We start from the raw sequence: 24122 nt of genomic DNA on the forward strand, positions 1-24122 counted from the left end.
TAATCATGTCTAAGCTAAAGATATGAAGCCTATAATACTAAGTATTATACTTACAGTCCAAAATACCATAACTACTTTTGTTTCATGCCATCCTTCTAATTCAAAGTGATGATGAAGCGGACTCATCTTAAATACTCTCTTTCCTGTAAGCTTAAAAGATGTCACCTGAATTATTACAGATAGTGATTCTGCAAAGTATATGCCCCCTACAATCGGAATTATAAGTGATAGGTTCATAAGTATAGCCGCAGCTGCAACTGCCCCTCCTAGAGCCATAGAACCCGTATCTCCCATAAATACCTTAGCAGGATGTGCATTAAACTTTAAAAATCCTAAACAAGCTCCAACTAAAGCTGATGAAACTATAGCTATACCTGTATTTCCACATTGAAGAGCTATCATAGCAAAGAATGCTCCAACTATAAGCGTAACGCCTGATGCTAATCCGTCAAGTCCATCTGTTAAGTTTACACTATTCACTGTAGCCACTGTTACAAACACTATAAATGGTACATATAAAAATCCTAAATCTATATTTTGATTTAAAAATGGAACTATTACTTGTGTTCCAAGTATTGAAGTTTTTGATTGATATATTGCAAGTATGATAGCAAGTGTAAATTGACCTATTAGCTTTTGATAGGCTCTAAGTCCTAACGATCTTTTAAGAACTACCTTTATGTAATCATCTATAAATCCTATAAGTCCAAATCCTATTATAGATATTAAAGCAAATATCATATCCTTATTTACTCTAGCTGTTGTTATACAAGTTATAAGTATAGCTATTATCATTATTATTCCACCCATTGTAGGCGTTCCATTTTTCACCAAATGACTTTTAGGTCCCTCATCTCTTACTGTTTGACCAAATTTCAATCTCTGTAACATAGGTATAAATATCGGTCCTAATATTAAAGTTATTACAAACGAAACTACTATAGTCATTATCATATGTTGTATATCGACCATTTTCTAAACTCCTCTCACGTTTTAAGCTTTGTTTTTTAATAGTTAAATTTTATAATCATTTAAAAAATTAACTATTTCTTCCATTCTCATCCCTCTTGAACCTTTTATTAAGACGACATCATCTTTTTCTAATATATTTTTAAGATAATCTATAACCTGTTCATTGCTATTGAAGTGTATAGTATTTTTTTGATCAAATCCTTTTTTCATAGCACCATTGCCTATATGCTTGGAATCTTTTCCAACAGTTATTATTAAATCAGAATTTCCAACTGCATATTCGCCTACTAATTCATGACCACTTTCTGCATATTCTCCCATCTCAAGCATATCTCCAAGTATAGATATTTTTCTATTTTGCTTATATTCACCAAGTATATCAAGAGCTGCCTTCATAGAATCCGGACTTGCATTATAAGCATCATTTATTATTTCAAAAGTGTCTGTCTTTAATATATCAAGTCTCATTTTTCCATTTCTAAAATTTAAAAGTCCTTTTTTTATTTGATTTATATTGAGTCCTAGCTCTATTCCTGTCAAAATAGCTGCCATGGCATTATATATATTGTGTTTCCCTCTTGCTGGAATAAAAAACTCTTCTTTTTGATTATGAACGATACATTCAAAATCTATCCCTGTTTCATTCATTTTGTATTCAACACAATATAGATCATTGTCTTTCTCAAATCCAAATGTTTTTAATTTGTAGTTTAATTCTTTATTTTTTAAAGTTTTCAAGTGCTCATCATCTGCATTTATTATAAGAGTATTGTCTTTAGTAAAGTTTTTAGTTATCTCAAGCTTTGCCTTTAATATTCCTTCCTGTGATCCAAGATTTTCTATATGCGAAAGACCTATATTAGATATTACAGCTATTTTATGATTTACTATGTTTGATAGATATTCTATTTCACCAAAGGAAGACATTCCCATTTCAAGTATAGCACATTGATGCTCATCTTTAAGCTTAAATATAGTCAAAGGAAGTCCTATATGATTATTGAAGTTTCCCTCTGTTTTTAATGTGTTGTATTCACTAGATAACACGCTATATATCATGTCTTTAGTAGTAGTTTTACCTGTACTTCCTGTAACGGCTACATAATTTATCAAAAATTTTTCTTTATACAGTCTAGCTATATCCCCTAATGCCTTAGTCGTATCCTCAACTTCTATAATATTTATATCTTCACTATTAAAATTAAAATCATGGTTTTTATCTTTTAAAAAAGTTTTACATCCATTTTTATATGCATCATTCACAAAATCATGTGCATCAAATTTTTCTCCGATCAAAGGTATAAATAAACCTTCTTCATCTACACTTTTACTATTTATGCTTATACTTTTTATTAAAGCCTCTTTATTTCCCTGTATAAGCTTCCCTTTTGTGTTATCAATTATTTCACTTATATTTATCGCCTTCATATTCTACTCCTTTCCTAATATTTCTTTGACAACTTCTTTATCATCAAAATGTATCTTATCTTTACCTATAATCTGATAATTTTCATGACCCTTACCAGCTATAATTACAACATCTCCATCTTCAGCCTTATCTACTGCATTATGTATAGCTTCTTTTCTATCTAATATAACTTCATAATTTGAACTATTTGTATCTACTCCAATCAAAATATCTTTTACTATATCACCTGGAATTTCTGTTCTCGGGTTATCACTTGTTATAATTGTATAATCCGAATACTGCTGACTTATTTTTCCCATCAAAGGTCTCTTTGTCTTATCTCTATCTCCACCACAACCAAATACTGTTATTATATTTCCCTTTACAAACTCTTTAGCAGTTTTTAACACATTTTCAAGTGCATCTGGTGTGTGTGCATAATCTATTATTACACTAAATCCTTCTTCTGTATCAATGCTTTCAAATCTTCCAGATACACCATTTGTATTTTGTAAGCTTTCAGCTATAGTTTCTTTTGGTATATCCATTAAATAACATAAAGCTATCACTGCTAATGAATTGTATACAGAAAATCTTCCTGGTATAGGTGTTTTTATATTCATTTGATATTTTGGTGTTATTAATTTATATTCAATTCCACTTGAATATATTTTTATATCTTTTGCCATAATATCTGCTTCTGCTTCTATAGCATACGTTATTATAGGTGTTTTTAAGTTTTTTATAGACTCATATATTTTTTTACCACCATCATCATCTAAATTTATAATGTTTCCGCGAGTTGTTTTGTGAAATAACTTTTCTTTTGCTCTTCTGTATTCATCTAAGTCTGTATGAAAATCAAGGTGCTCTTCAGTTAAATTTGTAAATATACCAAACTTAAACTCACATTCATCAACTCTTTTAAGCTCTAACGAGTGTGATGAGACCTCCATAGCACAATCATTTATATTTTTATCAAGCATTTCCCTAAAATATCCCTGTAGTTCTACACTCTCTGGCGTAGTTCTTGAAGAGGCTATTTCCTCATTCCCTATTACATTCTTTATAGTTCCTATAAGACCTGTTTTTTGATTATTATATTCTAAAACTTCTTTTATAAGGTGAGTTATAGTTGTCTTTCCATTCGTTCCTGTAACACCTATTAAGTTCAACTTTTTAGTCGGGTTATTATAAAAATTAGAAGCTATTTTAGCCATTGCTTTTCTCGTATCTTCAACTTTTATAAATGTATACCCTTTTATGTAAATATCTTCTTCTACCAAAAAAGCTACACTTCCTTTTTCAATAGCATTAGATATGAATTTATGTCCATTCAAACTAAATCCTTTAATACAAATAAATAAACTATTTTCTTTTAATTTCCTCGAATCGTAGTTTATATCATCTATATTTATCTCAACACTCCCTTTAATATCGATAATATCTAAATCCTTTATCAAATCGTTCAACAACATATTTAGTGCCCCTTTCAAAATAAAAAATTCGTCTACTCGCTAACGCGGTGACTCATGTCGCCAACGAGTCCTGACGCACTCCGTTGGTCAAAAATGTTGCAAGTGCAACTTTTTTAATAAGTTATTCGCAAAACGAAAATGGTATAATTTACCACAAAGTAAAAATCATTAGAAAAGACAATGCATACAAAAATACATTGCCTTTTTAATTATATAACACTTTATCTTTTTTTAATAGTTTATTTGAACTCAACAGTAATTATAGAATTTACATTCAATTCTGTATTCGGTTGTTTATCTTGCGACACAGCAAGACCTGAACCTATTGGTTTCAATTTTAATCCTAATTTTTTTAAAATATCATCACATTCCTTTACTGTTTTTCCAGTTAAGTCAGGAACTACTACCTTTATTATATTCTCATTCCCTTTATTATTTGGCTTAGTATAAAGGATTATATTAGATTCTTCAAACACCTTAACTCCAGGCTTTGGAAATACATCTATAACCTTTTCTTCTCCAGTTGCATATATATTAGGCTCCACTGTAAATTTAAAATTCTTTTCTTCTAAAATTTTTCCTGCATCTTTGAGTTTTATATTTCTAACTTCTGGGACACTTATTTCTTTTTTTACAAAATCAATTTTTTCTTCTTCTGTATAATCTGGTTTTATTTCTAGATACTTTAAAGTATTATAAATTACCTCTTTTATTATAGGTCCTGCAGTAGTACTACCAAACTGCGTATCTCCATTAGGCTCATCCACTATAGCAATCACTGCTACTTCAGGCTTTGACGCAGGAGCTATTCCAACAAACGATGTAATATATCTTCCCTTAGCATACCTTCCATCTATAACCTTTTGTGCAGTTCCAGTTTTACCTCCAACATGATATCCTTCTATATAAGCTTTTTTACCCGAACCCTCTGCAACAACAGATTCCATTATACCTCTTAATGTTCTTGATGTTTCCTGGGAAATTACCCTTCTGACCATCTCAGGCTCTATACTTTTCACAACATTTCCTTTGTTATCTATAAATTCCTTAACTATTCTAGGCTTCATAAGTTTCCCATCATTGGCTATACAGCTTATAGCTGTTATAAGTTGTATAGGAGTAACAGATATACTTTGCCCAAAAGATATTGTAGCAAGTTCTACTGGTCCTACATTTTTCTCATTGTACATAAGACCATTCTCTTCTCCAGGAAGATCTATTCCAGTTTTACTAGTAAGACCAAATGCCTTTATATATTTATATAAGTTTTTAACTCCTAATCTTTGACCAACCTCTACAAACACAGGGTTGCATGAGTTTTGAACAGCTTCAGTAAATGTTTCGTGACCATGAGGTCTATAATGTCTCCAGCATTTTATTCTTCTTCCTCCTACCATAATAAATCCTTTATCATAAAACTCATCCTCAGGAGTTACAACCCCTTCTTCAAGTCCAGCTGCCGATGTTATAAGCTTGAATGTAGAACCTGGTTCATATGTATCATTAACTATTGGATTTCTCCACATTTTAAACCAGCCTTTTATCTTATCCTTTTCACTGTATTTATTTAATTCTTCTTCAAAACTTTTATATATAGGAGTCCTATAATTATTAGGATCATAATCAGGCTTTGATACCATAGCTAGTATATCGCCAGTCTTTGGCTGCATAACTATTACATGTACTCTTTTAGCCTTATTTATAATAAGAGCTTTGTCTGCTGCTTTTTCAGCATAATGTTGTATAGTTTCATCTACTGTAAGAACCATTCCAGATCCATCTTTGGGTTCATGATATTTTTCACTCCCCCTTGGAATTTCTCTACCAGATGCATCTGTACTTATAACTAATCTCCCCGAAAAACCTTTTAATTCCTTATTGTGTCTAAGCTCAAGTCCAGATACACCTTCATTATCAGAGGATACATGCCCCAATATATGAGCTGCAAAATTTCCATATGGATAATATCTTTTATTGTCTTCTGCTATCCATATACCTTTCATTTTCAGCTTTCTTATTTGAGACGCCTTGTCATCCTCTATCCATCTTTTAACCTTTACAAGAGCTACTTTCTTACTGATTTTTTTATATATTTCATCTTCTTCTTCTTCAAGTATCATAGATAGTTCTTTAGCTACTATTTTTTTATCCTTTATTTCTGAAGGCTTAGCCCATACAGTGCTCTTAGTTATACTAACTGCAAGTTCTTTTCCTTTTCTGTCATATATAGTTCCCCTTTTGGGTTCTATAGGTATATCTCTTGTTTGTTGTGCTATTGCTTTTTCTTTTAGCCAATCTCCTTTTACTAATAATAAATATCCTATTCTAGCTATTAATAATGAAAATATCAATGATACTATTATCAATATGAATACCAGCCTCTTTTTAGTCTTAACCCCAAATCTAGACAAAGACCTATCCCCCTTCGCATTACCCCACCTATATTAAAATCATACTTTTCATTATAATTATTATTCATAATAAAAAAAAGATATGCGTATTACGCATATCTTTTTTTCTAAAGAAATTATATAATTCCAAACTTGTAAATAATACTGATAGAAAGTAAAATTATCAGCTATTTTTAAGCAACAAAGCTCGTTAGCGATATGAGCCCATGCGATAGCATAAAGCGAATTTTTCTACTCAAAATTCACTGTAACTATAGAGTTTGGTTCTACCTGAGTATTTGCGGCTGGATTTTGAGTTACTGCCTTTCCATTTCCTATTGCCTTAAGCTTTAAACCTAAACCCTCAAATATATTCGAAACTTCTTTTATAGTTTTCCCCTCTACATTTACAACGTTCACCTTATTGTTATCGTTTTTACCTTTTATATATAGTATTACATTTGACTCTACAGGTATTTTAGTATTGGGCTTTGGAAACATATCTATAATTTGTTCGTCTCCATGTACATTTATATTAGGTTCTATAGTAAAATTAAGTTTATTATTTAATAATATTTTACCAGCCTCCTGAAGAGTTAAGTTTCTAACCTCTGGAACTGTAGTTTCTTCTTTTATAAGTTCTTGTTTTTCTTTTTCTGTATAAACAGGTTTTACATTTAAGTACCTTAAAGTATTATATATAATATCCTTAACAGCAGGAGCTGCTACACTTCCTCCATAATAACTTTGTACATTAGGTTCATCTACAACAACCAAAACTACAACCTTTGGATTATCAGCAGGAGCTATACCTACGAAAGAAGATATATATTTACCTTTTGCATACTTTCCATTTATAACTTTTTGAGCAGTTCCAGTTTTTCCTCCAACATGATAACCTGATATATATGCTTTTTTACCTCCACCTTGTGTAACCTCAGCCTCCATTATACTTCTAAGTAATTTAGCAGTATCCTCAGATATTACATTTCTTACTTTCTCAGGCTCAAATCTTTCAACAACATCTCCATTACTATCTATAAATTCTTTAACAACCCTTGGTTTCATAAGTTTTCCATCATTGGCTATAGATGAAATAGAGGTTATTAATTGCATAGGAGTCATAGCTATTCCTTGTCCAAATGATATAGTTGCAAGTTCTACAGGCCCTACATCTTTTTTCTTATATGTAATTCCTTTTCCTTCACCAGGTAAATCTATACCTGTTTTTTCTGTAACTCCAAATGCTTGTATATATTCATATAATTTATCAAGACCTAGTCTCTGTCCAACTTGTACAAACACTGGGTTACACGAATTCTGGATAGCTTGAGCAAAAGTTTCTTCACCATGGCTTTTAGGATATCCAGCATCCTTTATCATTCTATCTGCAACCATAATATACCCTTTATCATAAAACTTTTCATGAGCCTTTACAACATCTTCTTCGAGTCCTGCTGCAGCTACTATAAGTTTAAAAGTAGATCCTGGTTCATATATATCATTTACCATAGGATTTCTCCACATATCCATCAATACATTTAACTGATCTTCTCCTGAATCCATACGCTGTTGGTATACAGGATATACAGGTATTCTTGGCTTGTTAGGATCGTAATCTGGCTTTGATACCATAGATAAAATTTCACCGGTTTTAGGGTCCATAACTATTGCATGAGCTTTTTTAGCATTTGCAACTATTAAAGCTTTATCTACCGCTTCTTCCGCATAATGTTGAATAACCTCGTCAATAGTTAATACTATATTCATTCCATCCTTTGGTTCATTATATTTTCCATTTCCATATGGAATTTCTCTTCCTGATACATCTGTGCTTATTATATTTCTACCAGGAAGACCTCTTAAATCTTTGTCATATTTATTTTCTATACCCGACATCCCAGAATTTTCAGATGAAACATGTCCAATTACATGAGATGCAAAGTTACCATATGGATAATATCTCTTATTATCTTTTACTATCCACACACCCCTTAGGCTATGTTTTTTTAATTCTTGTACCTTATCATAATCTATCCATCTTTTTACTCTTACAATTCTTTTATCAGAATTTAATTCATCTAAAATAGCATTTTTATCTTCTTCTAACACCTCAGCAAGAACGTTTGCATAATCTTCTCTTAAATCTTTTTTATTTGAAGATATCATTTTAGACGGTTCCGCCCAAACAGTATATTTAGTAAGACTTAACGCAAGTTCTTTTCCTTTTCTATCGTATATTGTTCCTCTTTTAGCTTCTACAGCGACATCCTTTGTCTGTTGAGATAAAGCCTTCTCTTTCAGCCAAACGCCTTTTACCAGTTGTAAATATCCAATCCTTACAACCAAACATAAAAACAGAAAAGATACTAAAAATAGCGCAATCATCAATCTGCTTTTATATCGCATATTAGATTTAGACAAAAGCTCCCCCCCTTATCATCAATCAGTATTTATATAAACAGTTTGTTCCTCAGTTGGGTAATTCATATTAAGCCTTTCTTTTGCATCTTTTTCTATAAATCCACTTCTGCTTAATTCATCTAAATTAAAATTCAACTGTTTCTTTTCATTTTTTTTATTTTTAAGTTCTGTATCCAAAGAATGTATATCATATTTAAGATCTGATATAACAGAATATCTATACATAAAGGTTATTACTATGGATAATACAATTGCAACAAATACAATGTAAACTATGGTTTTCCTTTTATTTTTAGAACGTTTCTTTTTAATCTTGTTTATATTATCTAATTGAGATTTTTTCTTTAATTGCTTCTTCTTTTTTTTCTTATATTCATTTAAATTTACTGCCCCTTTTTTATCCATACTTATCCCCCCTTTTTATCCAAAAACTAAAAATTCTAAAACTATAAATTATATTTTTTCAGCAACTCTTAATTTAGCACTCCTAGATCTAGGATTAACTTCTACTTCATTATCCGTTGGAATTATAGGTTTTCTAGTTATTATCTTAACTATTCTCTCCTCATCGCATTGACATATAGGAAGCTCTGCTGGACATATGCAATCTGTATATAATTTTTTATATATATTCTTTACTATTCTATCCTCAAGAGAATGGAAAGTTATAACACATATTCTTCCTTTAGGATTCATAATACTTGCTGCATCTTCTATAGTTTTGTCTATTATATCAAGTTCATTATTAACTTCTATTCTTAGAGCCTGAAACGTTCTTTTAGCAGGATGAGGTCCATCTATTCTTGCTTTTTTAGGTATAGCTCTTTTTATAATATCAACCAATTCACCAGTAGTCTTTATATAATTTTCCTGTCTTAACTCAACTATAAACTTTGCAATTCTTCTAGACCAATTTTCCTCACCGTATAATTTTATAATTCTATCAAGCTCATCTTCGCTGTAGTTGTTAACTATATACTCAGCTGTAAGAGGATTTCTAACATCCATTCTCATATCAAGGTCTGCATCTTGCATATAAGAAAAACCTCTTTCTCTCTCATCTAATTGATGAGAAGATACTCCAAGATCCATTAATATACCATCAATATGATCCACACCTATTTTTTGAAGTTCCTCTTTTAAATTAACAAAATTAGAATGTACAAACTTAACCCTACCCTCATAAGCTTTAAGTCTTTCTTTAGCAACAGTAATAGCATTTATATCTTGGTCAAATGCTATTAACATTCCGTTTTCTCCAAGTCTTTTCGCTATCTCACTAGAATGTCCTGCACCTCCTAAAGTACCATCAACATATACTCCATCAGGTTTTATATTCAAGTTTTCTATACATTCATTTAATAATACTGATACGTGATTAAATTCCATATTTTCCTCCTAATTGTTACATAGATCAAATCTTTTTATTTTTTTTATTCATAAATGCTAAATGAATAATAACACCTACAACCATTGTACCTAAACTTATAACTTGAGCCATTCTAAGCGGCCCAATCATTAAGCTATCTATTCTAAGACCTTCAATAAAAAATCTTCCAACAGAATATATAATAGCATAATATACAAACACATTCCCATCATATTTCTTATTTTTTCTAAGCCACATTAGAAATAAGAACAAACAAAAGTCCCAAATGGATTCATATAAGAAAGTTGGATGTACATTAACTCCATTTACATTAATTGCCCAAGGAAGGTCAGTTGGTCTACCATAAGCTTCTTGATTTATAAAGTTTCCCCATCTACCTATAGCCTGACCAATGGCAAGACTTGGTGCTGTTAAATCTAGTATTTTAAGAAAATCCAAATCTTTAAATCTACAATATATATATCCAACTAAAACAGCAGCTATTATAGCTCCATGAATAGCTAGTCCTCCTCCTCTAATATTTATCATTTCATATATATCACCCTTATATATATCCCAGTTAAATATAACATAATACGTTCTAGCTCCAATTATAGAACAAGGAATAGCTATTAAGAATAAATCTAGTAATTTATCTTCATTTATACCTACTCTTTTAGCTTCTCTAAGTGCCAGTGCCATACCTATCATTATACCTGTGGATATTAAGACTCCATACCATCTAACGTCTATTCCAAGTATACTAAATGCAATAGGATCCATAAAAAACACCTCCAAAAAATAAAAATTCGTCTACTCGCTACGCAGTGACTCATGTCGCCAACGCTCCCTAACAGGCTCCGTTCTCAAAATTCACATGCGTTCATAGCGCCAACAAGTCTTACGACTCTGTTGCTTAAAAATAGTTGTAAGTGTAGATGTTTCATCAATATTATCTACAACCTAGAAATCACACAATCTTTTAAGCGTAATAAAAGCTAGGTTAAACCTAGCTTTTATTATACCACAATATCTATTTTTAAGTTATTATTTAGGATTTATTATTGATATAACAGAATACTTTTCATCAAAATGTTTGTTGAATCTATCACTTACATCTTCAAAGGTTACAGACTTCAACACATCTAAATAATCTATAAAGTTTATGTCTCTGAAATGATAAGATATAAAATTATTTGCTATAAATTCTACGGAATCAAAATATTTTAAAAACATTCCTATTTTCTTTTTCTTTATTCTATCAAAATCTTCTTTTTCAAGACCATCTTGCTTATATTTATTTATATACTCAAATATAATATCTCTAACCTTATGAGGATCTTTGGATTCTCCTCCTAAAATAGTGTATCCATGATCTATTTGAGATACATGATCACAGCCGAAGTTTTGATTAATAAGTCCACTTAAATAAAGTTTTTCATATACACTACTTCCTTTTTTAAGTATCATATCTAGTATTATTTCTGTACATATTTCTTTTTTAAGAAGATCATTTCCGCTCCTATTTACATCTAAATCTTTTATACCTATATTAAATAAAGGGATAGAAACAGATAAGTTCTCAACTATTTCTTTTTGATTAACTTCATTTGGTTCATCTTCTTTAAATATCTTTATATTATCAAGGGTATCCTTAGGTTTAATAGCTTTATTTACAGTCTCCATTACCTTATTACAATCCAAATCTCCAACTATAAACAGTGCCATATTAGAAGGATTATAAAAAGTATTGTAACACTTATATAATTCATCCTTATCTATCTTATATATGCTTTCTACACTTCCAGCAATATCTATTCTTGTATTATGTTTAATATACATAGCCTTTAATGTATTAAAATATACCTTCCAGTCCGCATTATCATCATACATATTTATTTCCTGTGCAATAATACCTTTTTCCTTTTCTACATTTTCGTCAGTAAAATGAGGAGTTTGCACATAATCTATTAAATGGTCAAGTGATTCATGAAAATTATCTGTTGCTGAAAATAGATAAGCAGTCATAGTAAAATTAGTATAAGCATTTGCACTAGCTCCTAGTAAAGAAAATTTATCAAATGCATTTCCTCCATCTGGCTGTTCAAACATCTTATGCTCTAAAAAATGGGCTATTCCCTCATTAACTTTAATTTTTTGATTTTCATTTATAGGTATAAATTCAAGTTCATTAGAACCATAATTAGTAGCGAACACAGCGTATTTTTTACTAAATCCTTCTTTAGGCATAAAAAATACTTCTAAGCCGCAATCTAATTTATCATAGTATAATTCTTCTTTTAATATATCATTCACTATTTTTTTCATATTTCTACGCCTCCTTTAGTTTCTTAAAAAATACACAGTATCTAGTGTTATATCCGAAGATACATCTACAACATCTTTAATTTCAACATTTTCTATTTTCTTCATTATACTATCTAGGTTTTCATTAACCCCACTTATACCCTGGCTATAATAAAAATCAGATAAAGAATTCAAACTATCTCTAACAGAATTTATAGAGTTTATTATAGAATTTTTACTATTTACTATCTCTTCATTTGATATCTCAGATTTTTTGATCTTTTCAAGTTGTTCACCTATAAGTTCTATAGCCTTGTCATACTTATCTATTTCTATTCCAGATGATATAAACATTATAGATTTATACTTTTCTATCATAGAGTAAACATAATAGCATAAACTCTCTTTTTCTCTTACATTTACAAATAACTTAGAATGAGGTCCTCCTCCTAATATACTAGAATAAACCATTAAAGAATAATATCTATCATCTTTATAGTCTATATTTGTTCTATAACCAAGTGTTATCTTACCTTGAGTAACATCCATCTTATCTACTACATTTTTAACAGATTCTACGGTGCCGATATTGTTATCTCCAACTATATCTATAACATTTTCTCTTTCAAATTTAAATATATTTTTTATATATTCTAAAACCTTGTCTTTATCCAAATTTCCAGCAATAACTATATCTATTGGAGATGTTTTTATTATATTTTTGTAATGATCATACAGATTCTTCTCATTTATAGATTCTATATCCTCTTCATATCCGTATTCATATATACTAAATTTTTCATCCTTACACATTTCTTCAATGCATCTTTCAAGTGCATATCTACTCTTATCGTTTATTCTAGATTTTATTTTGTCACTTAAATTATTTTTTTCTATATCTACATATTCTTTATTAAATCCTCCATCTTCTACTAAAGGATCGTTTATCATATCATTTAAAAAGATTAAGCTTTCTTTAAGTATTTTTTCATCTAAATAAGTTTCATCTGTTATAGACATCTTAAAACTAAGTATTTGCATATCTCCTTTTTTAGCTATATCAGCATAAATTCCTGCTCCATATAAGTTATCTAGCTTCTTAGATATTTCTCTCTGGCTTTTAAATTTATTGCTCCCACTTTTAAGTATATTAGGTATCAAAGCATTTTTAGTAACTTCTTTTTTGTCAAGTGGTCTTTGCATATATACACTTATCAAATTAGTCTTAAATTTATCTACACCTATAAAAGTTAAGTTTATTTTATCACCTAAATTTATTCTTTCTACTTTGTGCAATTTATTTACCTCCTTCATTTTCTATTAATTTTATTTTTTTATAAAGTTCATCTACAAATACCTCATTTTCATTAAATGGTCCTATGTAATAAAATCCAGTTCCATCAGGTATATCTAGCTTTTTAAGTATATATTCTCCCAAAGATCTTATATATATGTTTTCAAATAATGAAGTTGGCATAACTAAGTATAAACGATCTATGCCATATTCTAGTAATTCATCTCCTGTTTTTATTATATCCTTTTTATGATTTTCTAAAAGAGGTAATTTTACTTTTATATCATAATTTTTGTCATATTCAAGATATTTTTTTATCTTTTCTCTAAAAAGTATATCCTCATTTAAATTATTCTTTTTCTCAAGTCCAACCAAAAGTACACCTACAGACTTTTTATTTTCACTTATACTCCCTATGATTTCTTCCTTATAAGCATTAGCCAGTGCCTTTGAATTCCAAAACAAATCAGTCATCTTTATATTTATCTCATACTTCAATATTCCTAGATTATCGATTCTCTTTTTCAATAAATCGTAATCCTTGCCTTGAGTTAAAAGTACCGGACATAATATTATATCTTTATAACCTCTATTTACCAAGTCTATCAAAGTATCTTCTATATAATTATCTGTATATAAGTTGCTATTTACTATTGTATACTCATTATTTAATTTTTTAGATAATTTCTTTCGTAAAACACTTGCCTTATCTTTAAATTGACTAGATCCTAAATGTTCATAAGCATCTTTATATTTATAGAGATTATAAGTCATATTAAAAAACGAATATATGCTATCTCTATAATAAATTTCTTTTGCTCTTTGACTTAAGTTATACCTTCTATCCTCTCCATCGTACACCAGAACTATAGCTTTTTTAGATTGTGCCTTATCAGATAATTCTAAGGTCTTCGTATTGACCTCTTGTTGAAAAAAAATTATTATAACCAAATTGAGTATAAAATAAGATATAACAAAACTTGTAATCAAAAATTCAGTATCCTTATTTGATATTATATTGTAGATGCAAATAGTAAATATTACTATACATACCCGTTCTAAGAATCCATCCAATACGAATATACAAAAAAAACATAATCCTAATATTATTTTTTTTATCAACATCATCACCCACATTTTTATAAGTATGTGGAATAAAATTCCATCCAAATTAAGCTTCACTTTATATACTTATAAAAATATGAATGTTTTCAAAAATAAAGAACAGAAGTTTTTCTGTTCTTTTAAACATTTGGTATAAAATTATTAACTATATTTTGTATCTCCCATTTTAAATCTACAGTTTTGCCTCCATCTGCATTCTTAGATATGTTTTGAATTTTTTTTGATATATTCTCATCAGATGTTATAAATATATTTTTTATATTTGAGTTTTCATGTTTTACTATATCTTTTATATTTTTTTTAAGTGATTGTTGACTAATATAATTCATATCATTTTTATTTTTGAAGTTTATGTTGATTAGTGCCGTAGTGTTAGTACATAGCACATTACAATTTTGTATATACTGTATTTTAGATATATCTTGCTCTATGTCTACAGCATTTATCATAGAAGCATTATTTGAAGCTGAATTGCATCCTGAAATCATAAAAACTAATACCATAATCATATAAAAAACATATCTTCTATTCAAAATATCACATCCTTTATGCCAAATCTAAGATTTCTAAAGCGCACTCTTTTGAGAGTGTAAATAAAAACTCTACAGCTTCTGGATTAATTTAACTAAAAATTCAAATGGAATAATAATTACATCTGAATTAAGTTTCATTTTATATAAATAGTTTTTTCTTTTTTGTACAGATTAATGTTAAGTAATTTTATATTTTTTAGGAAATTCTAAACAGTATAATGTGATTTTTTTCAACATGTATTTTTGTTTTGTTGCACGTATAGCTTATATAAGTTATAATAACTCTGTATGTTTTAGAGTTTTTTACAAAAACTAGTTGATAATTAATGAACGAAAGGAAGATTCATATGAAATTAGGTATAGTTGGTTTACCTAACGTTGGAAAAAGTACTTTATTTAATGCAATAACTCAAGCTGGTGCAGAGTCTGCAAATTACCCATTCTGTACTATTGAACCTAACGTTGGTGTAGTTTCAGTTCCAGATGAAAGATTACATAAATTAAAAGAAATATATAATTCTCAAAAAATAGTTCCCACAGCAATAGAGTTTTGTGATATAGCAGGTCTTGTTCGTGGTGCTAGTAAGGGAGAAGGTCTTGGTAACAAATTCTTATCTCATATAAGAGAGGTTGAATCAATTATTCACGTTGTACGTTGCTTTGAAGATCCTAACGTCGTTCACGTTGATGGTTCTGTAGATCCCTTAAGAGATATAGAAACAATAAACCTTGAGTTAATATTCTCTGATATTGAGATACTTGAGAGAAGAATCCAAAAAACTCAAAAAGCTGCAAAAGCCGATAAGTCTCTTATGTCTGAGCTTAACTTCATAAATAAATTAAAAGATACTTTAGAAGATAATAAGTGCATAAGAACTATGGACTTTACAGATGATGAGCAAACTTTTGTTAATCAATTAAATCTTTTAACTTCAAAGCCTGTAATATACGTTACTAATGTATGTGAAGATGAACTTGCTGATGAAGCAGCTGATAATCCACTTGTTGCAAAAGTTAGAGAATTTGCTTCTTCAGAAAATGCTCAAGTAGTAGTTGCTTGTGCTCAAATAGAAGCTGAAATTTCTGAACTTGAAGAAGATGAAAAGAAAGAATTCTTAGCAGACTTAGGTCTTCATGAATCTGGTCTTGATAAGCTTATAAAAGCTTCTTATTCTTTACTTGGACTTATAAGTTATTTAACTGCTGGACCAAAAGAAGTTAGAGCTTGGACAGTAAAAATGGGTGCTAAAGCTCCTGAAGCTGGTGGAAAGATACACTCTGATATCGAAAGAGGATTCATAAGAGCAGAAACTATAGCATTTGATGATTTAGTTAATGTTGGTACTATGAGTGCTGCTAAAGAGAAGGGTCTTGTTAGACTTGAAGGAAAAGATTATATAGTTAAAGATGGAGACGTTATATTATTTAGATTTAACGTTTAAACTTTAAAATATTATAATTAAACCGTTACAACCTTTTATAGGATTGTAACGGTTTTTTATATTGTCAATACTCACTTACTAATATTTATAATACGAATCATAGGGTTACTTTTTTCGCTTCCTCATGTTGTGACATTCCACATTATTTTACTAGAGTTGTATAAAGATGTCTCTTTTATTTCCCAATATTTTTGTTTGACCCTAAAAAAATTTCTCTACCATACACATCGTATAACTAAATTTTTATCAGTATTAATTTTTAATACAGTACTTCTTCAATATTATTTGGTATAGAACTACTAAAAGTTTCAAATGCTTTTTCAGGATCGCTTCTATACATTTTATATATTGATTCAACGCCTTTTACATGAATCTCATCTTTCCCTTCCATCAAACCTTTAATAGCCAAAGCTGCGGCTTCATCTGGCATAATAGCTCTGTCGGATACATCCCCCTGTTGAAATGGAGTATTAACCTCGGGATATAGTATTTCTTGAACATGAATACCTCGATCTTTTAGCTGATAGCGCAATGTTTTTGTCAATGAATGTAGTGCGGCCTTATTAGAACAATAACTTGCTTTAGTAAATAAGGGAATATAAATCAATCCCGATGTGATATTCACAATAGTTCCCTTGCTTTTCTCAAGAAGAGGCTGAAATAATTTTGCCATTAGTATAGGTGATTTTTGATTAATCTCATAATCAGCATCCATATACCTTTCAAGTTTCTCCATATCTTCCATATTGAAAAGATATCTATTGGTACTCCCTGCATTATTAATTAGCATATCCAATTGTCCAAACTGGCCATTGATTTTAGTAAATAGAGATGTTCTATCCTTAGAATCTGTAACATCACATACGTAGGTATGAAGCGAAGGAACCTGTTTTTTTACTAAATCAAGTTTGTTCTCACTACGACCACATATAAGAACAGTGTAGTCTAACTTATCCATCTGCTTTGCCATTTCTAATCCTATACCTGAGCTTCCACCCGTTATTAATACTATTTTTTTCTTCATAAAAAAACCCCCTAATCTGTTTTCTTATAGTCTACAGTACAGGAGGATATTGTTCCTTGACATAGGTCAATTTTATAAATAATTTCTGTATATTTAAATTTTTTTCCTAATTCTACTTAAAGTCTCTGGAGTAATCCTTAGATATGAGGCAATGTGATATTTTTTTATTTCATTTACTAATGTAGGATATCTCTTAATAAAATCTTGATATCGTTTGGTGGCATCATCAAGTAAAAAGGATTTTTCCCTTAGCTCCTTCATCATATACATCTTCTCCACCAACTTAAAAAGAAAGGTATACCATCTAATGTCCCTATCTGCTAAATCTAATAAATCTTTATATGTTAACATCAGTATTTCTGAATCCCTTAAAGCTTCAATCGAGAAAAAAGATTCTCTGTTTTCAAGCATAGCACTATATGATACAGTAAAAATACCAGGCACAGAAAATCCCTTAGTAAAATCGTTTCCATCTCTATCAACATAATACAGCCTAAACAGACCATTTATATTATAGGCTAAGGAATCCGGTACCTCTCCTGCCCTAACGAAATACTCTCCCTTTTTGACCATTTTATAAGTAGTCACCTTGTAGAGTTCATCAATCATATCCCTTGTTACCGTGTGTATATTGTTAAGTCCAATCATCATGCTATTCTTAAGTGCTATATCATCGATGCTACTATTTCTATACTCCATTTTCTAACCTCACTTTACCAATCTATGATACGCCCACATAATCTTTTAAACTTACTTAAACCCTCGTTCTAGCCCTACTATATCAAATTTCAATATATGTTCAATGATTAAGCTATCTACTTACTTAAGCAATATTTCATATCAATCAGGTTCTCACTCCCATCTCTTACAAATCATTATTTACTTCTTCTTCATAAGAATCGTCTAATTTTTCATCTTCCCATTCTCCATCTTCTTCATAAGAATCGTCTAATTTTTCATCTTCCCATTCTCCATCTTCTTCATAAGAATCATCTAGTTCTTCCTCTTCCCATTCTTCATCTTCTTCATAAGAATCATCTAGTTCTTCCTCTTCCCGCTCTTCATCTTCTTCATAAGAATCACCTAATTCTTCTTCCCACTCTTCATCTTCTTCATATGTATCATCTAGTTCTTCTTCCCACTCTTCATCTTCTTCATATGTATCATCTAGTTCTTCTTCCCACTCTTCATCTTCTTCATATGTATCATCTAGTTCTTCTTCCCACTCTTCATATTTTTTATAAAAATAAGTTGGTTCTTTCTCTTTCCAAACTTCTTTATCTTCTTTCAATTTTATTATTGATTGTAAACTTTCTATTACTTCATAGAGTTCTTCGAATTCTGAATCTTCATTAATAAGCTGATTTTCCATTATGTCAATATCATCAAACAAATCTTCGATTTTTTCAAAATCCTCTCTATTCAACACATCTTTTAATTGATCAACTCTATTTTTGATGTCCTCAATATTTTCTTCTATTTGCTCCAGTTTCTGTAAGTCTTTCCCATCAATTATTTGAATAGTTTTATCCATCTTCAGGTCATCTTTAATCTCTTTTTTCTTGATAAGATCAGATACTCTGCCTTTTTCAATTGTTGTTTTATCAATTTTATGGTCACCCATCTCAAGTAATCGATACTTACCTACACTGAGTCTCTGTTCTTCTGCTGCTTTAAGATCCTGTTCATCTGATTCAATAAATATAACTTTTACACTTTTATAAACCTCATTCTCTGACATGGCTAAGCTAACGCCATCCGCTACTACCTTTTGTAACGGCTTATCATCATCATTCTTAAAACTTACCGTTGATACCAATACCGTATTATCCGATTCCAATGCATAACCCGACTTTTCAACATCCGATAAAATTTCTGACACAACAACAGTTAGGGGTTCGCCAATCAATTCTGTATCCAGAATGTTCTTGCTTTCATCATTCATTGCCTTAATTTGAATAACATTATATGCATCATCTATTCCGAGTTCAAAACTAGGATTAATATCAAGACTAACCATTGCATACAGTGGACGATTATCTTTTAGAAATATATTATTTATGAGTACTACAATTGCGATACATGCAGCCAGTGTAGCTACAACTTTTAAATAATTGGACTTAATTGAACGCTTTTCATTTTCTTCTTCTAAAAAAATTATATCTTCATCAAGGACAAAAATCTTTTGTCCTATTCTCATTCCTTCTCTACGTTTTATTCTGATTAAATCGGAGTCATCAGTTGCAATAAGTGCATAATCATTATTTAATTTCAAAACCATGCCACGTCTCATTATGATGAACACCTCTTTCTATCTGAATAAATCCATTGTTTTAAAGTGGCTAAGTTCTTTGTGAAAATAACCACAGTTGCTATTATGAATTTCTTGCTTCGTTTTAATACTTTTTTAGTCGTTCTAAATCTAAGTATAATCTTGGCCATTGGTAATTTGTATTTTTGATACATACGATCAACAATTTCACTATCATGACTTATTTTTTCAGACAAATCAATTGCATTGTTCCTTGTATCTGCATGTCTAGGTAATTCATCCACTAACTGTTCTAAATCAAATCCAAATTTTTGTATAAAAGACTCCCATATTTCAACTTCAACTGCTACTTCATTCTCAAAATTTGAATCATTCATTCCAGCTTGATATCCATTAGATTCGGTCATCTGTTCAAGTGAAATTACTTTATTAGTTCTTCGTTCTTTATTTATAAAATCTTTAATCCTACTGCTAATGACTAGTCTGGCAAAGCTTAAAAATGTAGCACCACGGTCTGCATAATACTTTGACATTGCTTCATCAAATGCTATCAGTCCAACACTTAGTTCCTCACTGTTTTCCACCTCTACATACCTACCTGTGACTTGTGTTATCGTATGTACAATGAATGGCAAATGAGCCTCAATCACTCTACTTTTATATACTTTTTCCTCTTCAGGATGAGCACGTATATATTCAATTATTTCTTCGAGTTTTTCCATCTTTGCTGTCATTTGAACCCTCCAGTAAGAATTGGGATGCCAAATGGCATCCCTTTATGTACTCACATCTAATTAATATTGATCTTCATTATCCCAACTATCTTCAAATTCTTCATCATCTTGGTCATCCCAGTTGTCTTCGAAATCTTCATAATCTTCATCATCCCAGTTATCCCCGAAATCTTCACCATCTTCTTCATCCCAATTGTCTTCGAAATTTTCACCATCTTCTTTATCCCAGTTATCTTCGAAATCTTCACCGTCTTCTTTGTCCCAGTTATCTTCGAAATCTTCACCGTCTTCTTTATCCCAGTTATCTTCGAAACCTTCAACGTCTTCTTTATCCCAGTTATCTTCTAAATCTTCATCATATTCTTCATCCCAGTTGTCTTCGAAGCCTTCATCGTATTCGTCGTACCAATCATTTTCGAATTCTTCATCCATTCTATATAATGATTTGTATGATTCTTCTAGTTTTTCTTCAATACTTTTAGCTTCTTCTTCACTCAATTCTTCGTTATTAAGTTCTTCCAGTTTAGCAATTACTTCTAAAACTTCTTTTCTACCTTCAATTTTTTCATTTTTTACTTTTTCTTCAATCTCTAGCAGTGTTGTTTCTAATGATTTAATACTTTCTCTCACTTCATCTTCATCTAAATCTTCTGAAAGAATCATAGTAAAACTCTTTTTCAATGTTTCTGTCAATTCATCAGTAAGTTCCTTGTCAACTTCATCTCCAAAAGCAATGTATAATTCTATACCTTCGTTAATAAGCATGCCCAGCTCTTTATCCAAATTAACTTTCTCAACAACTGAACTCTTTGCCTTTTCTGGAATCTCATTAGCATATACAGGAACACCTGTTGCAGTTATCATAATACTCAATATTAATACTAAAAATTTTTTCATATATTTCACCCTTTCTTAAATAGTACTACTATATACGATTCACCTATTTATTTTAGGGACCCTTTTTCATAAAAAATGAAAAACTTTTTAGATAAAAGTATTATTTACTTTGTAACTTCCTCTAAATATAACTAGCTACGCTATTATTTTACCATATATAGATTAATTACTCCTATAGATAATAGGAGTTAATCCAGTCTTCATCTACCCTAACCTATAAAACTTTTTTATTTTGTAATACAACTTATTTAAATGGTATGTATAAAAAAGACAACAAATTTCTAGTAACCTACCAGAAATTTACTGTCTTTTTATACACTAATAAATTATAAAATTTGTGTTCTATTTATAATATTTATGAAAAAGCTACACTTTCAACTAGAGGAATTTATTCTTTTTTAGGTACTGGTGTCATTATATTGAAATTTGGATCTACTCGATCTTGTGTCCATAAAAATAATTGCCATTTGCAAATATCTCCTTCTACTATTATAGATGAGCTATCTGGTTTATTATTGGTTGTTGCTAGTTCATATAATGTTTCTTTTGACATCGTTACCGTTACAACTGCATCCTTTGCAAGCTCATTATTTAAGTATCTAAATATACCACGTTTAACTTCAGTTGAGGCAACTTCATCTCTATCTGGAATTATAAAGTTGATTTTATAATCAAAATCTCCTGCTTTTAATCCATCTATTCTTATACTCATCAAATATAATACATTTTCAAGTGGTATTGCATTTAAAACTTCATCTGTTATTACCGAACGTTTAATTGGAATGATACCAAATCGTAGTTCTTGTGCTCCCATTAAGTATTCATTTCTCCATGGCCCTGATTCTGCTATATATCCTAATTGCTCTAAAGCATCAGCACAAAGTAACTTTGCATCTCTATTATTTGGATTGGCATAAATGACTTGTTTAGTGACTTCTGCCACCCATTGGTATTCTCCATATTCAAATGATTTCTTTGCTTTTTCTAATACAGAATCCTCTCCACCCATATACTCTACATATTTTTTTGCTGATTCTTCTGGGAATAACTTGTTTAAATCCACTGGATTTCCGTTGTACCATCCTATATATTTTTGATAAACAGCTTTTGAGTTATGAACCACAGTTCCATAAAAGGAGCTGTCATACCACTCATCACTTAATGTTTCAGGAAATTTGACCATTCTTCCAACATCATCTATTGTATATCCTTTATTTATCAACCTCAAAGTCTGATCGTTTATATATTGATATAAATCTCTTTGTTTCTCCATATATTCGATACAGTACTTATTGCCAAATCGTGGCCAAGTGTGAACTCCAAACACTGATGTTAAATTATCACCCCATAAGTTTATTGCTTTTTGTATATCGCTAGCCCAAGCAACTGGATCTCGAACTTCTGCACCTCTTAACGTATATATATTGTGAAGGGTTGCACTACAGTTTTCTGCAATACATAAAGACTTTTCACTTGGAATATACATATCCATTTCTGAAGGTGCTTCAGTATCTTCAGTTAATAAAAACTGCATAGTTACTCCATCAATCACTTTTTCTATATATTCCTCATTTCCAATTGGAGATATTTCGTTAACATCATTTGTAAGAGTTACTGTCCCTCCAGAAACATACTTTCCAATTCCACAATCTATTTGACCTTTTTTATCACGTGGTAATAATTCTCCATACATATACAAACCACGACGAGTCATTGCAACTCCTGCATTAACATTTTCTTCTATCACCGCATCCATAAATCCTCTTGGAGCATATATCTTAATATTTTCTGTTGTATTGCTATTTAAAATTCCTAATATTCCTCCATAATGGTCTACATGAGAGTGGCTAAATATTACAGCACTAATAGGTATATTTCCAAAATGTTCATTAACTAATTTTATTGCAGCTTCTGCTGTCTCTTTTGAAGTTAAACAATCAATCACTATCCATCCCGTATTACCTCTAACTAAACTTATATTTGCAAGATCAAAACCCCTAATCTGATATATTCTATCTGTAATTCTAAATATACCTGAATTCAAATTTAACTTTCCTTGCTCCCAAAGTTTCGGATTAACAGTATATGGTATTTTATTTTCTAGTAAAAAAGCATACCTTCTCAAATCCCATACAGGTATCAAAGAATCTTCTTTTTTAATTACAGGCAATGGTACATCTACAACTACATTCTTTTTTGCTAGTTCTTCTTCTATTTTTAATTTATTCAAATCAATATTTATATATATTTCTTTGTTTATCATCTTAGTTTTATAGGTAGCCTTTTTTCTCCTAGCACTAATATTCTCTTTATTATTTTTGCTATTCATCGTAACACCCCCTTCATTACATTATGTTTTAATTTATGCAGACTAATTAATAAGCGTGCTGCATAGAATTTTTTCAAAAGAATAAACTCTAATGGATTTTTGTTTAAAGTTTCTATATTTGTTT

The 24122-nt window shown here is 30.2% G+C and carries 19 protein-coding genes; 1 reads left to right on the forward strand and 18 read right to left on the reverse strand.

Going from position 1 to position 24122, the window contains the following annotated elements; translation table 11 throughout:
- Window positions 1–9: 9 nt before the first annotated feature.
- The 12 genes from mraY to P4S50_RS12300 all read right to left on the reverse strand — a co-directional run bounded on the left by mraY (window position 10) and on the right by P4S50_RS12300 (window position 15300).
- The gene (gene mraY, locus P4S50_RS12245; protein WP_277731075.1) at window positions 10–972 is read right to left on the reverse strand and encodes a phospho-N-acetylmuramoyl-pentapeptide-transferase; all 963 of its coding nucleotides are present in this window, start codon (window positions 970–972) and stop codon (window positions 10–12) included.
- 42 nt (window positions 973–1014) lie between these two features.
- On the reverse strand, window positions 1015–2400 hold the full coding sequence (locus P4S50_RS12250) for a UDP-N-acetylmuramoyl-tripeptide--D-alanyl-D-alanine ligase (protein WP_277731076.1): 1386 nt from the start codon (window positions 2398–2400) through the stop codon (window positions 1015–1017).
- A 3-nt stretch (window positions 2401–2403) separates the two neighbouring features.
- Window positions 2404–3858 carry a UDP-N-acetylmuramoyl-L-alanyl-D-glutamate--2,6-diaminopimelate ligase gene (locus tag P4S50_RS12255; RefSeq protein WP_277731077.1) on the reverse strand — a complete coding sequence of 485 codons (1455 nt, stop codon included), beginning with the start codon at window positions 3856–3858 and terminating at the stop codon, window positions 2404–2406.
- Window positions 3859–4097: 239 nt separating this feature from the next.
- The gene (locus tag P4S50_RS12260; protein WP_277731078.1) at window positions 4098–6269 is read right to left on the reverse strand and encodes a stage V sporulation protein D; all 2172 of its coding nucleotides are present in this window, start codon (window positions 6267–6269) and stop codon (window positions 4098–4100) included.
- A 231-nt stretch (window positions 6270–6500) separates the two neighbouring features.
- Complete coding sequence (locus tag P4S50_RS12265) at window positions 6501–8672, reverse strand: PASTA domain-containing penicillin-binding protein (RefSeq protein ID WP_277731079.1); 2172 nt, start codon at window positions 8670–8672, stop codon at window positions 6501–6503.
- A gap of 18 nt (window positions 8673–8690) precedes the next feature.
- A complete protein-coding gene (locus tag P4S50_RS12270) occupies window positions 8691–9077 on the reverse strand; it encodes a septum formation initiator family protein (RefSeq protein WP_277731080.1) in 387 nt (128 codons plus the stop codon).
- Between the two features lie 48 nt (window positions 9078–9125).
- On the reverse strand, window positions 9126–10061 hold the full coding sequence (rsmH, locus tag P4S50_RS12275) for a 16S rRNA (cytosine(1402)-N(4))-methyltransferase RsmH (protein WP_277731081.1): 936 nt from the start codon (window positions 10059–10061) through the stop codon (window positions 9126–9128).
- A 25-nt stretch (window positions 10062–10086) separates the two neighbouring features.
- Window positions 10087–10824 carry a prolipoprotein diacylglyceryl transferase gene (lgt, locus tag P4S50_RS12280; RefSeq protein WP_277731082.1) on the reverse strand — a complete coding sequence of 246 codons (738 nt, stop codon included), beginning with the start codon at window positions 10822–10824 and terminating at the stop codon, window positions 10087–10089.
- Between the two features lie 264 nt (window positions 10825–11088).
- Window positions 11089–12369 carry an EF-P 5-aminopentanol modification-associated protein YfmH gene (yfmH, locus tag P4S50_RS12285; RefSeq protein ID WP_277731083.1) on the reverse strand — a complete coding sequence of 427 codons (1281 nt, stop codon included), beginning with the start codon at window positions 12367–12369 and terminating at the stop codon, window positions 11089–11091.
- A 15-nt stretch (window positions 12370–12384) separates the two neighbouring features.
- A complete protein-coding gene (yfmF, locus tag P4S50_RS12290; RefSeq protein WP_277731084.1) occupies window positions 12385–13644 on the reverse strand; it encodes an EF-P 5-aminopentanol modification-associated protein YfmF in 1260 nt (419 codons plus the stop codon).
- Window position 13645: 1 nt separating this feature from the next.
- A complete protein-coding gene (locus P4S50_RS12295; RefSeq protein ID WP_277731085.1) occupies window positions 13646–14764 on the reverse strand; it encodes a hypothetical protein in 1119 nt (372 codons plus the stop codon).
- A gap of 122 nt (window positions 14765–14886) precedes the next feature.
- The gene (locus P4S50_RS12300; RefSeq protein ID WP_277731086.1) at window positions 14887–15300 is read right to left on the reverse strand and encodes a YhcN/YlaJ family sporulation lipoprotein; all 414 of its coding nucleotides are present in this window, start codon (window positions 15298–15300) and stop codon (window positions 14887–14889) included.
- 347 nt (window positions 15301–15647) lie between these two features.
- Here P4S50_RS12300 and ychF point away from each other — a divergent pair, with 347 nt between their 5' ends.
- Window positions 15648–16742: a redox-regulated ATPase YchF gene (gene ychF, locus P4S50_RS12305; RefSeq protein WP_277731087.1), complete on the forward strand. Its 1095-nt coding sequence runs from the start codon at window positions 15648–15650 to the stop codon at window positions 16740–16742.
- Between the two features lie 259 nt (window positions 16743–17001).
- Here the strand turns inward: ychF and P4S50_RS12310 are convergent, their stop codons facing one another.
- The 6 genes from P4S50_RS12310 to P4S50_RS12335 form a co-directional block, all read right to left on the reverse strand.
- Window positions 17002–17766 carry an SDR family oxidoreductase gene (locus P4S50_RS12310; RefSeq protein ID WP_277731088.1) on the reverse strand — a complete coding sequence of 255 codons (765 nt, stop codon included), beginning with the start codon at window positions 17764–17766 and terminating at the stop codon, window positions 17002–17004.
- A gap of 93 nt (window positions 17767–17859) precedes the next feature.
- Complete coding sequence (locus tag P4S50_RS12315) at window positions 17860–18465, reverse strand: Crp/Fnr family transcriptional regulator (RefSeq protein ID WP_277731089.1); 606 nt, start codon at window positions 18463–18465, stop codon at window positions 17860–17862.
- A gap of 166 nt (window positions 18466–18631) precedes the next feature.
- On the reverse strand, window positions 18632–20059 hold the full coding sequence (locus P4S50_RS12320; RefSeq protein ID WP_277731090.1) for an anti-sigma factor domain-containing protein: 1428 nt from the start codon (window positions 20057–20059) through the stop codon (window positions 18632–18634).
- Entirely contained in the window at window positions 20059–20772 is a 714-nt protein-coding gene (locus tag P4S50_RS12325) for a sigma factor (protein WP_277731091.1), read from the reverse strand. The genes P4S50_RS12320 and P4S50_RS12325 overlap by 1 nt, the downstream gene beginning before the upstream one ends.
- Before the next feature lie 60 nt (window positions 20773–20832).
- Window positions 20833–21669 carry a hypothetical protein gene (locus tag P4S50_RS12330; RefSeq protein ID WP_277731092.1) on the reverse strand — a complete coding sequence of 279 codons (837 nt, stop codon included), beginning with the start codon at window positions 21667–21669 and terminating at the stop codon, window positions 20833–20835.
- A 388-nt stretch (window positions 21670–22057) separates the two neighbouring features.
- The gene (locus P4S50_RS12335) at window positions 22058–23998 is read right to left on the reverse strand and encodes an alkyl/aryl-sulfatase (protein WP_277731093.1); all 1941 of its coding nucleotides are present in this window, start codon (window positions 23996–23998) and stop codon (window positions 22058–22060) included.
- Window positions 23999–24122 lie beyond the last annotated feature (124 nt).

The sequence above is a fragment of the Tepidibacter hydrothermalis genome (assembly GCF_029542625.1).
Classification (GTDB): Bacteria; Bacillota; Clostridia; order Peptostreptococcales; family Peptostreptococcaceae; genus Tepidibacter_A; species Tepidibacter_A hydrothermalis.

What these genes read in the sequence shown, in the direction of transcription:
- P4S50_RS12255 (WP_277731077.1), bottom strand. Translation starts at nt 3,858, where the DNA reads ATGTTGTTGAACGATTTGATAAAGGATTTAGATATTATCGATATTAAA.
- P4S50_RS12335 (WP_277731093.1), bottom strand. Translation starts at nt 23,998, where the DNA reads ATGAATAGCAAAAATAATAAAGAGAATATTAGTGCTAGGAGAAAAAAG.
- P4S50_RS12320 (WP_277731090.1), bottom strand. Translation starts at nt 20,059, where the DNA reads ATGAGACGTGGCATGGTTTTGAAATTAAATAATGATTATGCACTTATT.
- ychF (WP_277731087.1), top strand. Translation starts at nt 15,648, where the DNA reads ATGAAATTAGGTATAGTTGGTTTACCTAACGTTGGAAAAAGTACTTTA.
- lgt (WP_277731082.1), bottom strand. Translation starts at nt 10,824, where the DNA reads ATGGATCCTATTGCATTTAGTATACTTGGAATAGACGTTAGATGGTAT.
- P4S50_RS12250 (WP_277731076.1), bottom strand. Translation starts at nt 2,400, where the DNA reads ATGAAGGCGATAAATATAAGTGAAATAATTGATAACACAAAAGGGAAG.
- P4S50_RS12315 (WP_277731089.1), bottom strand. Translation starts at nt 18,465, where the DNA reads ATGGAGTATAGAAATAGTAGCATCGATGATATAGCACTTAAGAATAGC.
- mraY (WP_277731075.1), bottom strand. Translation starts at nt 972, where the DNA reads ATGGTCGATATACAACATATGATAATGACTATAGTAGTTTCGTTTGTA.
- rsmH (WP_277731081.1), bottom strand. Translation starts at nt 10,061, where the DNA reads ATGGAATTTAATCACGTATCAGTATTATTAAATGAATGTATAGAAAAC.
- P4S50_RS12325 (WP_277731091.1), bottom strand. Translation starts at nt 20,772, where the DNA reads ATGACAGCAAAGATGGAAAAACTCGAAGAAATAATTGAATATATACGT.
- P4S50_RS12330 (WP_277731092.1), bottom strand. Translation starts at nt 21,669, where the DNA reads ATGAAAAAATTTTTAGTATTAATATTGAGTATTATGATAACTGCAACA.
- P4S50_RS12310 (WP_277731088.1), bottom strand. Translation starts at nt 17,766, where the DNA reads ATGAAGAAAAAAATAGTATTAATAACGGGTGGAAGCTCAGGTATAGGA.
- yfmH (WP_277731083.1), bottom strand. Translation starts at nt 12,369, where the DNA reads ATGAAAAAAATAGTGAATGATATATTAAAAGAAGAATTATACTATGAT.
- P4S50_RS12270 (WP_277731080.1), bottom strand. Translation starts at nt 9,077, where the DNA reads ATGGATAAAAAAGGGGCAGTAAATTTAAATGAATATAAGAAAAAAAAG.